This window comes from bacterium, assembly GCA_020444325.1.
Lineage (GTDB): Bacteria > Bacteroidota > Ignavibacteria > SZUA-365 > SZUA-365 > BM516.
The window spans coordinates 100,251-115,369 of sequence record JAHLLD010000002.1; the positions used below are offsets into that span (position 1 = coordinate 100,251).

14 protein-coding genes are annotated in these 15,119 nt (G+C 56.4%); 5 read left to right on the top strand and 9 right to left on the bottom strand.

Annotated features, from left to right (window positions below; genetic code table 11):
• Positions 1–33: 33 nt before the first annotated feature.
• A complete protein-coding gene (locus tag KQI65_03230; GenBank protein MCB2203734.1) occupies positions 34–1,818 on the top strand; it encodes an ABC transporter ATP-binding protein/permease in 1,785 nt (594 codons plus the stop codon).
• A 29-nt stretch (positions 1,819–1,847) separates the two neighbouring features.
• Here the strand turns inward: KQI65_03230 and KQI65_03235 are convergent, their stop codons facing one another.
• From KQI65_03235 to KQI65_03260, 6 genes are all read right to left on the bottom strand, one after another.
• A complete protein-coding gene (locus KQI65_03235) occupies positions 1,848–2,651 on the bottom strand; it encodes a GWxTD domain-containing protein (protein ID MCB2203735.1) in 804 nt (267 codons plus the stop codon).
• A gap of 509 nt (positions 2,652–3,160) precedes the next feature.
• A complete protein-coding gene (gene rimO / locus KQI65_03240) occupies positions 3,161–4,483 on the bottom strand; it encodes a 30S ribosomal protein S12 methylthiotransferase RimO (GenBank protein ID MCB2203736.1) in 1,323 nt (440 codons plus the stop codon).
• A gap of 21 nt (positions 4,484–4,504) precedes the next feature.
• Positions 4,505–5,260, bottom strand: coding sequence for a 3-deoxy-manno-octulosonate cytidylyltransferase (kdsB, locus tag KQI65_03245; GenBank protein ID MCB2203737.1), 756 nt, complete (start codon positions 5,258–5,260; stop codon positions 4,505–4,507).
• Between the two features lie 102 nt (positions 5,261–5,362).
• Positions 5,363–5,647 (bottom strand): aspartyl/glutamyl-tRNA amidotransferase subunit C, encoded by a 285-nt coding sequence (locus KQI65_03250; protein MCB2203738.1) that lies wholly within the window; start codon positions 5,645–5,647, stop codon positions 5,363–5,365.
• Positions 5,648–5,654: 7 nt separating this feature from the next.
• Complete coding sequence (locus tag KQI65_03255) at positions 5,655–6,776, bottom strand: GNAT family N-acetyltransferase (GenBank protein ID MCB2203739.1); 1,122 nt, start codon at positions 6,774–6,776, stop codon at positions 5,655–5,657.
• A gap of 21 nt (positions 6,777–6,797) precedes the next feature.
• Complete coding sequence (locus KQI65_03260; protein ID MCB2203740.1) at positions 6,798–7,937, bottom strand: pyridoxal phosphate-dependent aminotransferase family protein; 1,140 nt, start codon at positions 7,935–7,937, stop codon at positions 6,798–6,800.
• A gap of 325 nt (positions 7,938–8,262) precedes the next feature.
• Between KQI65_03260 and KQI65_03265 the strand changes: the two genes are divergently transcribed.
• Complete coding sequence (locus KQI65_03265) at positions 8,263–9,948, top strand: glutamine--tRNA ligase/YqeY domain fusion protein (protein MCB2203741.1); 1,686 nt, start codon at positions 8,263–8,265, stop codon at positions 9,946–9,948.
• Between the two features lie 48 nt (positions 9,949–9,996).
• The gene (locus tag KQI65_03270; protein MCB2203742.1) at positions 9,997–10,983 is read left to right on the top strand and encodes an NAD-dependent epimerase/dehydratase family protein; all 987 of its coding nucleotides are present in this window, start codon (positions 9,997–9,999) and stop codon (positions 10,981–10,983) included.
• Between the two features lie 37 nt (positions 10,984–11,020).
• Here the strand turns inward: KQI65_03270 and nadD are convergent, their stop codons facing one another.
• Genes nadD through gltX form a run of 3 tightly spaced genes read right to left on the bottom strand, consistent with a single transcriptional unit; the run spans position 11,021 to position 13,978 of the window.
• Entirely contained in the window at positions 11,021–11,608 is a 588-nt protein-coding gene (nadD, locus tag KQI65_03275) for a nicotinate-nucleotide adenylyltransferase (protein MCB2203743.1), read from the bottom strand.
• Complete coding sequence (locus KQI65_03280) at positions 11,605–12,531, bottom strand: glycosyltransferase family 2 protein (GenBank protein ID MCB2203744.1); 927 nt, start codon at positions 12,529–12,531, stop codon at positions 11,605–11,607. Before KQI65_03280 ends, nadD begins: the two co-directional genes overlap by 4 nt.
• 4 nt (positions 12,532–12,535) lie before the next feature.
• A complete protein-coding gene (gltX, locus tag KQI65_03285) occupies positions 12,536–13,978 on the bottom strand; it encodes a glutamate--tRNA ligase (protein MCB2203745.1) in 1,443 nt (480 codons plus the stop codon).
• 209 nt (positions 13,979–14,187) lie between these two features.
• Between gltX and KQI65_03290 the strand changes: the two genes are divergently transcribed.
• Positions 14,188–14,679, top strand: coding sequence for a hypothetical protein (locus tag KQI65_03290; protein ID MCB2203746.1), 492 nt, complete (start codon positions 14,188–14,190; stop codon positions 14,677–14,679).
• Entirely contained in the window at positions 14,672–15,106 is a 435-nt protein-coding gene (gene ybeY, locus KQI65_03295) for an rRNA maturation RNase YbeY (GenBank protein ID MCB2203747.1), read from the top strand. Before KQI65_03290 ends, ybeY begins: the two co-directional genes overlap by 8 nt.
• Positions 15,107–15,119: the final 13 nt, after the last annotated feature.

The following is a 15,119-nucleotide window of genomic DNA, read 5'->3' on the forward strand; positions in this document are numbered from 1 at the left end:
CAGCAAAGACTGCGAGAACAGCAAAGGAAGTCCATGCAGGAAGATGAAGTACTCGGGAAAGCGTATGACAGCCGCTTGATGCGGCGTCTCCTGCAGTACGCGCGCCCCTACCGGTGGCATGTCGTCGGAGCAATTCTCCTGACGGTGTTTATTTCGGCGCTGAGTCCGCTTCGCCCGTACCTGACAAAGTTGGCCGTGGACGATTACATCGCCGTGGGTGACGAGCATGGACTGCTCATGATCGCCCTGCTCCTGCTTGGCACCCTGTTGCTGCAGGGACTCGCGCAGTATTTCATGATGTATTTCACGCAGTGGATCGGGCAGCATATCATCGTGGATGTGCGCATGCAGGTTTTCACGCGCATGCAGCGGCTGGCGCTGCGATTTTTCGACCGGAATCCCGTGGGACGTCTCGTCACGCGCGTGACCAATGATGTGGAAGTGCTCAATGAGATGTTTTCTTCCGGACTGGTCACCGTATTTGCCGATGTGTTCATTCTGCTCTGGATCGTCATTTTCATGCTCACCATCAACTGGGAACTGGCCCTGGTGACGCTCAGCGTCATCCCGTTGCTGGTCTACGGCACCTTCCTCTTCAGAAAAAAAGTGCGGGAAACCTATCGCGAGGTACGGCTGCAGCTTGCGCGCCTCAACGCGTTCATGCAGGAACGCGTTTCCGGAATGATGACCGTGCAGCTGTTCGGCCGCGAGAAGAAAGAGGCGGAGACCTTCGAGGAGATCAACCGTGCGCATCAGGATGCAAATATCCGGTCGGTGTTCTATTACGCCATCTTCTATCCCAGTGTGGATTTCATTTCCGCCCTCGCTGTCGCACTGATCATCTGGTACGCCGGCGGAGAAATCCTTGCTGGAGTGATGACGGTCGGAACGCTCATCTCCTTTATCCAGTACACGGAAATGTTCTTCCGACCCATCCGTGATCTTTCCGAGAAGTACAACATCATGCAGACCGCCATGGCGTCGTCCGAGCGCATTTTCAAACTGCTCGATGACGAGACCGTCATTCAGGAACCCGCACCGGATCGCGCACAATCCCTTCCGGAAATCGGGGACATCCGATTCGATCATGTGCATTTCGCATACAACGAGGGCGAATGGGTGCTGCGTGATGTCAGCTTCGATATCCCGAAGGGACACAGTGTGGCCATCGTCGGCGCTACCGGGTCGGGGAAGACGACATTGATCAACCTCCTGTGTCATTTCTACGAAATTCAGAAAGGATCGATCAGCATCGGGGGCACGGAGCTGCGGGATATTCCTTCATCGGAACTGCGCAGACATATCGGCATCGTGCTGCAGGACGTCTTTCTCTTTTCCGGCAGTATTCACAACAACGTCACACTGGGGGACGAAAGAATTTCAAGGGAAACAGTGGAGGAGGTCGCACAGCTGGTGGGCGTCGATCATTTCATCGAACAGCTTCCGGAGCGCTACGATGCGCAGATCAGGGAGAGGGGCGGGTCGTTGTCTGTTGGACAGAAACAACTCCTGGCGTTCGCACGTGCACTGGCCTATGATCCGCAACTCCTGATTCTCGACGAGGCCACATCAAGCGTGGACACCGAGTCGGAACTGCTTATTCAGGCAGCCATCGCGCGTCTGCTCAAGGGCAGGACGTCTGTGGTCATTGCCCACAGGCTCTCGACCATTCAGAACGCGGATACGATACTCGTGATGCATAAGGGACAGATTCGCGAGCGGGGGAATCACCAGGAACTGCTCGCAAAGCGTGGGATTTACTATCGTCTTTACCAGCTGCAGTACAAGGAACAGGACCTCAGCAGCAGCGCAGCCTGAGACGGAGCGAACGCACAACAGCCGAGTACTTACCGCAGACGGTTTCGATCGTCCCATAGCGGGTAGAGGAGGCGGTAGTCGCCGAAGCCGCTCTCGTCGACGAAGACGAAGCGCCGGTTGATATCGTAGAATTCCCAGATTTCATACGGTTTTGATTCAACATCAAGCGGATGTCGGTCGATATAATCCGGCGGACCATAGATGATGTAGACCATGCCGCGATCGGTTTTCCATCCCTCGAAATGGTGACGGAAATGCTTGTTCGCGTACGCAACGCGGTTGTAGTATTCAATCATGGCAGGATTACTGTCCGCACCGGGATTGGGGTTGTGTCGCTCCCAGAATTGCTCGAAACGCCGGCGTCGTTCATCCTCGTCCTGCGCTTCCTTGATGTAGTCGAGCTCATCCTCCTTGGCGAAATACCGGAGCTGGTCGATGGCCTCATCGAGATCCACGATGGAGATCGGTGCGCCTGCCGTCAGCCACTCGATCATGAACGGTCGTTCTACTGTTGCGAGCACGCCAGTATCGGTGCTGTCGTCGCCACGTCGGATCGTGACGTTCAGCGTGTAGCTGCCGACACCGAGTCCCGCGTTCGCGATATTGGCAAGGAAGGTGTTATGCCCCTTTTTCATATTCTGGCTGGCCTGCTGGTCAAAGACCTCGCGTCCACGCCGCAGGATGTGGTAATCGAGCGTCACCTGCCCCAGATTGTAGGGATTGTACACTTCGAAGAACACGCCGAAGCCATCTTTCAGTGCGGCGACATTGGGATTGATCTGCGGCGATATCTGCTGCTTCCCGTTTTTGAATTCGACATCCCTGACGAGCATGATATCAGAAACGGAGAGCACGTTCGCATCGAATTTCCGGATCTCAACGCCGCGGGAAAGGCGGAATTCCTTCTGCGACTCGCTGTCCTCGAAAATCACTTCCAGCAGGTACTTGCCAGGTGCGGCTTTTATGGAACGCTGGGAGAGATCGTAATAGCCTGGATTATTTGTGCGTTCGAAGCTCAGGAGTTTGATGTTGCGCTCCCAGCTTTTCTCCTCGATGACACTTCCATCTTCTTCCTCTCCAGCGCGCGTCAATAAAAGTGTGATCGAATAGCCACCCGTATAAAATTCTTCGTCCTTGACGAAGGTGACGATGTCATAGGGGACATGGACGTAGACATCGAGGCGTCCGGAGAGTCCAAACTCATCGTAGTTCGCAAAATTCAGGGCATCGAAGAAAAACGGCTGGACACGCATGTTCTGCATGTTGCGTGTGACCTCGTCGTCCTGCGCATATGTGAGTGTTGCTGCGAGGCAGAGAAGAACTGCGGTTGTCAGGATTCTCATTACTGTCTCCGTACTGTTGCCATGAGATCGTATTCCGAAGCCCCGGTTATTTCCACGTTCACGAAATCCCCTACCGGCGGAGTGTCCGCGAAATCATTCAGCGGTACGAGCACTTCGTTGTCCACCTCCGGTGCATCAAATTCACTGCGTCCGATGAGGTACTCCCCTTCGACGCGATCCGTGAGGATACGCAGCTGCTGACCGATACGCTCCTCGTTTTTCTCCTGTGAAATCTCGCGCTGCAGCTCCATGATGGCATCGCGTCGCTCTTCCTTCACCTTGCGCGGCAGGGGATCACCCAGGATGTCCGCGGTGGTGTTCTCTTCCTGCGAGTAGAGGAACACACCGAGACGGTCGAAGCGCTGCTGCGCCACGAAATCATACAGCGACTGGAAAGCTGCTTCACTTTCGTTCGGGTAGCCGACGATGAGCGTCGTGCGGATGGCGGCCCCGGGCACTTTCGTTCGTATCTGAGCGAGCAGTTCTTCCGTGGCACGGCGCGTGATGCCACGCCGCATGGACTTGAGTACCGCATCGTCAGCGTGCTGGATGGGGATGTCGATGTATCTGCAGATGTTTTCGCGTTCACGCATCACATCGAGCACATCCAGCGGAAAATGCGAAGGATATGCATACATGAGGCGTATCCAGTCGATCCCGTCGATATCCGCCAGTTCTCCCATCAGCTGTCCCAATCGCCGCTCACTGTAGAGGTCGAGGCCATAATACGTCGTGTCCTGTGCGATGAGAATCAATTCCTTCGTACCCAGTTCACGGAGGAATTTCCCCTCATGCACGACTTTTTCCAGCGGAACACTGACGTGACCCCCGCGCATGAGCGGAATCGAGCAGAAGGAGCAGGGACGGTCACAGCCTTCGGATATTTTTACGTATGCGGAGTGCGAAGGGGAGGACAGGTGGCGTTCGCCCAGCAGTTCATACTTGTAGCTGCCGCCCAGCGTTTCGATGATGTTGCGAAAGTCCGTTACCCCGAAGAAGCGGTCCACCTCCGGGAGTTCCTTCTCCAGATCGGCGCGGTAGCGTTCGGAGAGGCAGCCGGCGACATACAGCTTTTCGATGGCGCCGCGCTTTTTCATCTCCACCGCTTCTACAATAGTATTGACCGACTCTTCCTTCGCGGCATCAATGAATCCGCAGGTGTTGATGATCAGCGTATTCGCCTCTCCCGGATCCTCGACCAGTGAAAGATGATTCGCCTCGATCTGATTCATCAGGACCTCGGAATCCACCGTGTTCTTGGAACACCCGAGAGTGATAATGGAAATACGCTGCTGCGTGCCAGTGTCTGATCTACTTGTCATTAATCTGCAATCTATAATCTGTTAATCTGTGTTCCCGGCGTGGAGCAGTCGCTCCACAGCCGCGATATCGCCGGGGGTGTCGACGGCCTGGGAGTCGCGCTCCACGTCTGCGACCGCGATCCGCATGCCATACTCCAGCGCGCGGAGCTGTTCCAGCTTTTCCGTCCTTTCAAGCTGCGAGGGAGGAAGGTCCGCGAAGCGGAGCAGGGCATCACGCCGGAAGGCGTAGATACCTACATGCTTCCTGTAGACACCGGTTTCGGCATTTTCGTTACCGGCATCGCGCAGATGCGGGATGGCTGCCCGTGAGAAATACAACGCAAAACCTGCCCGGTCCGTTACCAGCTTCACAATATTCGGATTCTGCATATCGGAAGCATCGTGCAGGGGACAGGCGGCCGTGGCGATATCAGCGTCCGTTTGCGCGGCAAGCATCTGCAGCGTGCGTTCGATAGTGGACGGTGGCAGCAGAGGTTCATCGCCCTGGACATTGATGTACATCTCCGCTTCCTCCGTGCGTGCGAGGTAGGCCATGCGCTCGGTGCCTGACGTCAGCTCGGCAGGTGTCATAACGGCGTTTCCGCCGAATTCCTCGACTGCCGACTGGATGCGCTCGTCGTCGGTTGCCACAAAAACCTCATCGATGCCTTCTGCCTCCAGGCAGCGCTCCCAGACACGCTGAATCATGCTTCTGCCTGAAATCATCGCCAGCGGTTTCCCGGGGAATCTCGTCGACGCATACCGCGCCGGTATCACAATCACCGTTCGAGTATTCATACCCCTAAGATAACCACGAATGCCGGATTCTCGCCATGGTGTCGGGGAATGTCACCGCTACACCGGCAGCACCTGAACGAAAGTGCCCTGGTGGTGATGGTACTACAGGACTCTCTGGACGAGGATGTAGCCGTGCCTCACGCGGGGTGCATTGCGGAGGGCGTCTTCAAGGGGGAGTGATGCGAGCGGGAGGTCTTCCCGGGGAGGGGCAGCATGCAGTACGGGATGGACGAGAGGTTGGACGTCCTCGGAGGAAGATGCATCCGGGAGCCTGCTGTCGATATAATCGAGGACATGTGAGAGTTCGATGTGCAGCGCAGCGAGTTCGTCAGGAGAAAGGGTGAGCCGCGCCTGTTGCGCGGCTGCCCGTAAACTGTCGAGAGACACTGCTTTTTCAGATTGCGATGTCATACACGCGGTAGGTTTTGTACTGGTCGGCGTTCATGAGCTTCGCCCCGCGGTTCATCATTTCATTGTCTTCAAGTACCCAGGACGCTTCGCCGAGATAAATCCCGTGCGCGGCAGCGCGATGCACCACTTCATGGTACATGACGGCGTCGATACCCTTCCCGCGATGTTCGGGAAGAACGCCGAGAACGAGGATGCGCACAAGGTCGATGTTTTTCGTTTTGGTCAACATGTGCCAGACTGCCCCGACAATGCCGCCACCGCGGTTGTGCCGCAGCACCTGGTTCAGATCGGGAAGGCAGAGGCTGAATCCTACGGGCTCACCATCCCGTTCAACCATGAAAACAAGATCCTTGAATTTGCCGATGACCTGTACGAGATCCTCGGCAAGGAAATCGAATTCCTCATCAGTCATGGCCACGGCGCCCCAGTTCATTTCCCAGGAGCGATTGTAGAGGTCCTTCAGCACCACGATGTCTTTCTCGAGATTCTTGAAATCCACATTGCGGATTTTGAGTTTGTAACGATCGCGCACCAGCTTCTGTCCACGCTCGAGTTTCTCGGTGATGACCTTCTTGTTCTCGAGCAGGTAGGCGTAAAGGTCCTTGCTTTTGTGGAAGCCATGGCCGTCACAGAGTGCAGGGTAGTACTCCGGATTGTACGTCATCAGAATAACCGGAGGACGGTCATACCCTTTGATAAGCATCCCGAGTTCATCGTTGATGGAAGGATTGAGCGGTCCACGCATGGTGTCCATTCCATGCTCGCGCAGCCATTGTGCCGCGGTGTCGAACAGGGCATCGGCCACTTCCTGATCATTGATGCATTCGAAGAAACCGAAAAACCCGATTTTGTCACCGTGAACCTCATTGTGGTTGCGGTTGACGATGGCAGCGATGCGTCCCACATCCTCCCCGTTTCGCTCGGCGATGAAAAGCTGCATTTCCGCATGCTTGTAGAAGGGATTTTTCTCCCTGCTCAGAAGTTTCTTCCTGTCCATGACAAGCGGCGGCACCCAGTTGGCATTACCCTGGTAGAATTTCCACTGCAGTTTGATAAAGCGTTTCGTTTCCGCATTGCCGGAAACCGGGCGGACAGTCACACTCATGTCTATTCCTTTGATGAAACGTTAGTCGATGACTTCGAGCTTGCGGCCGATTTCGCCGCAGATTTCAAGGATGCGGTCGAGCTGATGCTTCTCATGCGTAGCCATATAGCTTGTGCGAAGCATCTGCATGCCCTGCGGGACGCCCGGACTGATGAAGACGTTGACGAAGACGCCGGCGTCAAACAGCTCTTTCCAGAAAATGAAGCTTTTCGTGTCGTCGCCGATGATGACAGGGACCACGCCTGTTTCGCCGGTGATGACCTTGAAGCCGAGCTTCGCAAATCCATCACGCATATAGTCGGCGTTCTCACGCAGCTTGTCGACGCGCCAGGGCTCCTGTTCGAGGATGTCGAGTGACGCCAGGGCGGCGGCCACACTGGCGGGAGTCGGACTCGCAGAGAAAATCAGCGCGGGGGAGTGATGCTTGATGTAGTTGATAACCGGGGTGTCGCCAACCACGAAACCGCCAAGGCTCGCGAAGGTTTTGCTGAACGTTCCCATGGTCATGTCAACCTGGTCACCGACGCCGTAATACGCCGCGGTGCCTTTGCCTGCCGGACCGATGACGCCGGTCGAATGCGCGTCATCAACCAGGATCCGGGCGTTGTACTTTTTCGCGATTTCCAGCAGACGCGGGAGATCGACGATGTCGCCTGTCGTGCTGAACACACCGTCCGATACGATGAGCTTTCCCTTATCCTGCGGGAGTTTTGCGATAACCCGCTCGAGATCGTCCATGTCGTTGTGCTTGTATCGGTCGAACTGGGCGAACGCGCCCTTGGCCATCAGGTTCCCCGCCACGATGCAGGCGTGATTGTCCTTGTCGGACACCACGAATTCACCACGCTGCACGAGCGTCGGAATGATGCCCTGTGCGGTCTGATATCCCGTGGAGAAAAGCAGGCAGGCTTCCTTGTCGAGGAAGTTTGCGAGGCGTGCCTCGAGTTCATTGTGCAGGGTCAGCGTCCCGGTCAGGTAACGCGATCCGCTGCAGCCCGTGCCGTAACGGTTCACCGCGTCAACACTGGCCTGCTTGACCCGCGGGTCTGCCGTCAGTCCGAGATAATTATTCGAACCCGCCATGATGATTTTGCGGCCCTCAATGATGACCTCCGGTCCTTCACTTTCCTCGATGGCCCGGAAATAGGGGTAATACCCCATGGCCTTCACTTCGTCGGCGCGTGTGAAAGCTTTGCATTTGTCGAATAGATCCACGCGTACTCCTGATAGAACGTTTCAAATGCCTGTCATCCCCGTCATGCACCGGACGCGGTGACCCTGACAGGGCGCCGAAGCTGAATAGGAATTCAGTTATAAGGCGATCATAGTGCCCAATATAGTCTGAGGAGGGGTCAAAGGCAACGTTGGATTATGCAGTTTCTGCATAATGCCAGGCAGCGGAATATGCAGTTTCTGCATAAAGGTATTACATTGCTGTTTCGGCGTTTCGACGCTTCAGCCCCTGTTCAACCAGCGTGTCACCTCCATGACCAGCAACGAGACCCCTTCGCAGACCAATTTCGTCAAGCAGATCATCAACGAACACAATCGGACGGGACGATTTGAGCAGCGCGTTCACACGCGATTTCCGCCCGAACCGAACGGCTATCTGCATATTGGCCATGCAAAGTCCATCTGCCTGAATTTCGGCATTGCCACGGAGTACGGCGGACTCTGCAACCTTCGTTTCGACGACACGAACCCCACGAAAGAGGATGTGGAGTACGTGGACTCCATCAAGGAGGATATCCGCTGGCTCGGTTTTGACTGGGGCGACCGCGAGTACTTTGCATCCGATTATTTCGAGACGCTGTATGAATACGCGCTCACACTGATCAAAGCCGGCAAGGCGTATGTTTGCGAACTGAGTGGGGAGCAGATACGGGAGTACCGCGGCACGCTCACTGAAGCCGGGAAGGAGAGTCCTTTCCGGAATCGCAGTGTCGACGAAAACCTGGACTTGTTCGAGCGCATGCGCAAGGGCGAATTTGCTGACGGTTCACATACGCTGCGCGCAAAAATCGACATGGCTTCGCCGAACCTGAATATGCGCGACCCGGTCATGTACCGCATCCTGCATGCGACACATCATCGCACCGGTGACGCCTGGTGTATTTATCCGATGTACGACTGGGCGCACGGGCAGTCGGACAGCATCGAGGGGATTACGCATTCCATCTGCACGCTCGAATTCGAGGACCATCGTCCCCTCTACGACTGGTATGTCGATCAGCTCGGCATCCACCATCCCCAGCAGATAGAGTTCGCTCGGTTGAATATCACGTATACGGTCATGAGCAAGCGCAAACTGCTTCAGCTCGTGAAAGACGGACTGGTTGATGGCTGGGACGATCCACGGATGCCGACGATTTCCGGGCTTCGTCGTCGTGGTTTCACACCTGCGTCCATTCGAGATTTCGCGGAGCGTGTCGGTGTGGCAAAGAAGAATTCCACGGTCGAAGTCGCCCTGCTCGAGCATTGCGTGCGCGAAGATCTCAACGCTCACGCGCTGCGTGTGATGGGAGTACTCGATCCGCTTAAAGTCGTGCTCACGAATTATCCGGAAGACCAGGTCGAGGAAATGGATGCCGTCAACAATCCTGAGGATGAGTCCGCCGGCAAGCGCAAAGTCCCGTTTTCACGCGAGCTCTATATCGAGCGCGATGACTTCATGGAAGATCCCCCGCGGAAGTTTTTCCGCCTCGCACCCGGTCGCGAAGTGCGTCTGCGCTACGGCTATATCATCAAGTGTGAAGAGGTGATCAAGGATGCCGATGGCAATATCACGGAGCTGCACTGCACCTATGACCCGCAGACACGCAGCGGCATGCCCGACGCCAACCGCCGCGTCAAGGGCACCCTTCACTGGGTGAGCGCGCAGCATGCGCTCGATGCCGAAGTTCGTCTCTACGAGCAGCTTTTCGACAAGGAAGATCCCGATGCAGTGGAGGAGGGCCGTACCTGGCTCGACAACATCAATCCCGCATCGCTTTCGCTGGTGCAGGCAAAGGTCGAACCGTCGCTGCGGGAGGCTGTTCCCGGCACGCATTTCCAGTTCGAGCGCAAGGGATATTTTACCGTCGATTCGAAGCATTCGGCACCCGGCGCCCCTGTATTCAATCGAACGGTGACCTTGCGTGACACCTGGGCGAAGATCAACAAGCAGAAATAACGTTCCCTGCGCGGGACATGGCGCATGGCGCCTCGAGGAGAAACAGGAATGAACATAGCAATTACGGGAGCAACAGGATTCATCGGATCCCACCTGGTGGATCGCATGCTCGAAGAGGGACATCAGGTGCGGGCGCTAGTGCGCAAAAGCAGTAACCTGCGCTGGCTCGAAGGGAAAGCTGTTGAATTGATCGAAGGGGACATCCGCGATGCTTCCTCCCTCGAAAATTTCATTCGTGACGCGGATTACATCTATCATATCGCTGGGGTGGTCAAGGCACGGGACCGTGCGGGATACTTCGACGGCAATGAAAAAGCCACGGAGAACATGCTGACGGCGGCGGAGCAATTTGCACCGAAGCTGAAGCGTTTTCTCTACGTGAGCAGTCAGACTGCCGCGGGTCCTTCACCAAGCCTGGATCGTCCTGTACGGGAAGAGGACGAGCCGCGACCCATCACCACGTATGGGGAAAGCAAGATTGCCGCGGAGCAGGCGGTCCGTGCGCGCAGCGCGCGCCTGCCGTGGACCATCGTGCGTCCCCCGGCCATGTACGGTCCGCGTGATACCGAAATCTTCATTTATTTCCAGACCATCGCGAAACATCTCGATTCCATGATCGGTTTTGACGATAAGCGCCTGAGCCTGCTGCATGCGTTCGATCTCGTGCAGGGTATGGTTCTGGCTGCCGAAGCTGACAACAGTGTGGGGGAAACCTACTTCATTGCGAGTGAGGAATTCGTTTCCTGGCCGCAGGTGGGCGGAGTGACGAAGGAGGTCATGGACACCTGGGCGGTCACGGTGCGTCTGCCGCATGCAATAGTGTATACCGTGGCGGCAATCGCGCAGGTGGTGGCGGCGATGCAGCGCAAGCCTGCAACGCTGAACCTCGAGAAGGCGCGGGATATCACACAGAGGTACTGGACCTGTGACATCTCAAAGGCAAAGAACGAACTGGGATACAGGCAGCAGGTGAGTCTCGAAGAAGGAATTCGCGGCACGGTCGAATGGTACCGCGAACAGGGATGGCTGAAATAAGGCTGCATGTCTCCGGGAAGGCCCCTCTGAGCTGCAATCAGTTCTCGCCGCGGTAGAGTCCCTGCGACATGATGAAAACCTGCACGGTCCACGGCACAAGGTACTGAATCGAGAGTCCTTCCCGCAGCCTGCGCCGAATGTCCGTTGAAGAAACATCGATGAGCGGCATGGAAAATCTCCGTGCCGCTTTTTCGTATGCGTGTCCCGCGGCGGCGGCATCGTAGCCCGGTCTTCCCGCAACTGCAGGAGTGGCGAGCGACAGGATATCCTCCGGATCCTTCCAGAGATGGAACTCCGCAAACGTGTCCTCACCCATCAGCAGGAAAAGTTCATCGTCAGGATGCTCGTCGTGAATATGCCGCAGCGTATCGACCGTGTACGACACATCTCCCTTGAGTACTTCATAGTATTCGCCACGGATACGGTCGTTGCCGGAAACCGCAAGTTCGACCATTTCCGCGCGGACTTCCGCGGAGAGACTTTCTGACTGGAGTTTGAAAGGGGAGCGGAACGCCGGTACCAGAAGCACATGGTCGAGTTGCAGCGCATCGATGGCGCTCTGGGCGAGGATGAGATGTCCGATATGCGGGGGATTGAACGTGCCGCCGTAGATGCCAATGTTCATGATGTTCTCTTTTCGCGTGCATGAAACATCCGGCGCTCTTCATTTCTTGAAAAGCCGTTGATGAGATTCTCCATTTCGGTGCCAAACTCAGTGCTCACCTCGCCTGAGGCGACCAGGCGCCGGAACTTGAGGAGAAGGTAGCGACGAAGCAGGAAGAAGGAAAACGAAGAATTGTAGCGCGCGTAAAAGCGCAGCTGCTCGCGCCGGTAGGAGAGGACAATCGAAGGATTGGCGAGTGGATTGGATCCGCCGCCATGATGCGTAATGGTCACTGTCGGGTCGTACAGCACCTTCCACCCGCGGCGACGAAGCCGCATGCACAGATCGACATCCTCGAAATAAAAGAAATACCGTTCGTCGAAACCGCTGATTGAATCCCAGGCCTGGCGCGGGACAAGGACGCAGGCTCCGGTCACCCAGTCCACTTCCTGCACGGTGGCAGACTCCTGTTCACGTTTGCGCAGGCCGCTGCCGCCGCCTTCGCGGCTTTCCTGCTGGCGTCGGCTTTCAAAGAATTCGCTCAGCAGCGTAGGGAAGCGTCCCCAGGAAAGCTGAAAACGGTCGTCGGGGAAGCGGAGTGCGGGCCCCACCGCGCCGATACCCTTTTCGGTGGCACAGCGTTCGGTCAGAGCCGGCAGGGGATTGCCGCGAAATTCCAGGTCGTTGTTGCAGATGAGGAGGAAGGCGCCACTGGCGGCCGCAGCTCCCCTGTTGCAGGCATAACCGTAACCGCGGTTTTCTTCGAGCCGGACAACGCGGACGGTGGGATAGACGCTCCCCGGGAACGGGTCGCCGGAGGCATTGTCAACAACAATGATTTCCCGCGAGGGCACTGCGGGCAGCGCCAGCAGCTGGCTGACCAGCGCATGGGTCAGCTGCAGGCTGCCGAAATGGATGATGATGATAGAGACTTCCGGCTGCATCCGATCAGTGTCGCTGTGCTGCGATGCGAGAGATGGCAGTTTCGCGGCCAAGCAGTTCGGCGATCATGCCGAGATCCGGACCATGTTCCTCTCCGGTGAGAGCCAGGCGCAGCGGCATGAACAGCTGCTTACCCTTGACGCCGGTATCCTTCTGAATACTCTTGATCATGGCCTTGATGGTGTCGGCCTTCCAATCCTTGAGTTCTGGAGCCACCTCGGTGAATCGCGTGAATACCCGCTGTGCCTCCTCGCTCATGAGCATCGCATGGGCATCTTCTCCGAGTTGGCCCACTCCATCGCGGAGAAAGAGAGACAGGTGCTCGGTGATGTCCTCAGGCAAGGTGAGATAGTTCACGAGGGCGGCGACGACGCTGCGCGTGCGCTCGCTGTCCGAAGTGTCGAAGCCTTCGGCTTCCATATACGGGGCGCAGATTTCGGCAAGACGCTCCACCGGAAGGGAGCGGAGATACTGTCCGTTGAACCAGCGCAGCTTGTCCATATCGAACACCGCGCCCGCCTTGCCGACACGTTCGAGGCTGAATTCCTGCTGCAGCTGATCAAGCGTGAAGAGCTCACGGTCGTCACCCGGATTCCAGCCAAGGAGAGCGACGAAGTTGATGAGGGCTTCCGGGAGAAAACCCTTGCCGCGATAATCCTCAACCGCGACATCGCCCTGGCGTTTGCTGAGTTTTGAACGGTCTTGATTGAGCAGCAGCGGCAGGTGCGCGAACTGTGGCGGCGTCCAACCGAAAAACTCATACAGCAGCAGGTGTTTTGCAGTGCTCGGCAGCCATTCCTCGCCGCGAATGACATGTGAAATTTGCATGTCGTGGTCGTCGATGACGTTCGCGAGGTGATAGGTTGGAAAACCGTCCGATTTCAGCAGCACCTGATCGTCGATGACATCGTAGTGTACCGTGATATCCTCTCGAATCAGATCACGGAACTGCAGCTGGCCGGCCAGCGGGATTTTCATTCGGATGGTGTAAGGGAGTCCGGCATCGAGCTTCTGCTGCAAATCGTTTTCGCTGAGCATGCGGCAGCGCCGGTCGTACGTGGGATCTTTCTTTTCCATCACCTGGCGTTCACGCGAAGCTGTCAGTTCCTCCGGCGTGCAGAAGCAGCGATAGGCTTTTCCTTCGTCGAGCAACTGCTGCGCATGCCTGCGGTAGAGCTCCGTGCGCTCGGACTGCACGTAGGGACCATGTTTGCCGCCCCGGACTGGACCTTCGTCAAACGAGAGTCCCGCCCATGCGAGCGTATCGATAAGATTTTCCACTGCGCCTTCGACGTAGCGGGAACGGTCGGTATCTTCAATACGCAGCACCGCCGTACCACCGTGTTTACGTGCAAAGAGGACATTGTAGAGTGCGGTTCGGAGTCCGCCAACATGAAGAAAACCGGTGGGACTCGGGGCAAAACGAACGCGAATATTCTCTGTACTCATACCTTCAAGCATTGTGTTCATACCATTCTACGGGTTCATCGCGGATGCGATTTCAAATATAGGAAGAATGCCGGACTTCTGTCAGACCGGATACGGCTTTCTTGACAATGCCGCGCAACCTTCCCTATTTTGAAACAAATCGTCAAATCTTCTGTACACATCGTTCGGGAGCATGTCATGACGATACCATCAGCTGCTGGAGCAAACAGATGAGCTTCGAATTTACGGATGCGAAAATCACCGAGATCGCCCGCATTCTGGGAGTGGAGGCAAAGCATTACGGCAACCACTACCGGTATGAGATCAAGGGAGCCGAACCCGAACGCCGTGTTTCCCTCGAGATTTATCCTCGTATCGCCATGGGCGATACCGAAGGAGCCCTCGTCAGCGTCTTTACACCGAACAGCAACCTGCAGCTGCAGCATTGCAGCGGTATGGTGATGAGCGCATTGATGGGCGAGGTTACTTTCTTCGCCGAAGCAGGCGGAAAGATTTCAGGACTCATCGTCGAGAAGGAAGGGGGCTGTTCGCTGTATTCGAACGTCGATCGCACGATGGTGTCCGGCGATTTCACGAAACTCGGTCCCGAAGTGATGCTTTCCGGCATCGCCCTCTCGCTGACCGAACTCATGCTGGAGGAAAGTGATGAAGGCCAGGTTGGGGATGATGATGGACAGGAGGCACAACCACCAGATGCCTGACATCGCAGTCACATTTCGCGCCCCGCTTGGATCCATCGGGGCGCAGCTGTTTCAGGACGCCATTGCGCACGCCCTCCGTGCAGCGAGAGTATCGCGTGCACAGATTTCCTGCGCCGTGGTCAGCGACAGCGAAATCCATGAAATCAACCGGCAGTATCTTGGTCACGATTATCCGACGGATATCATCACCTTTCCCCTTGAAGAGCGTCCCCTCGAGGCCGAACTGGTGATCAGTTCGGATACGGCCCGGCGGCAGGCCAGGGAATACGCGGTCAGCCTGCGCGAAGAATGTGCGCGTCTCGCCATCCATGGCATCCTTCATCTGACGGGATATGACGATACAAGCGAAGCCGCGAGGAAGCGCATGAAGCGCCGGGAGGACTTTCTTCTCGCGCAATTCATGAATTCTGACCGCCCGCAGGGTTGACTTGACATTCGGA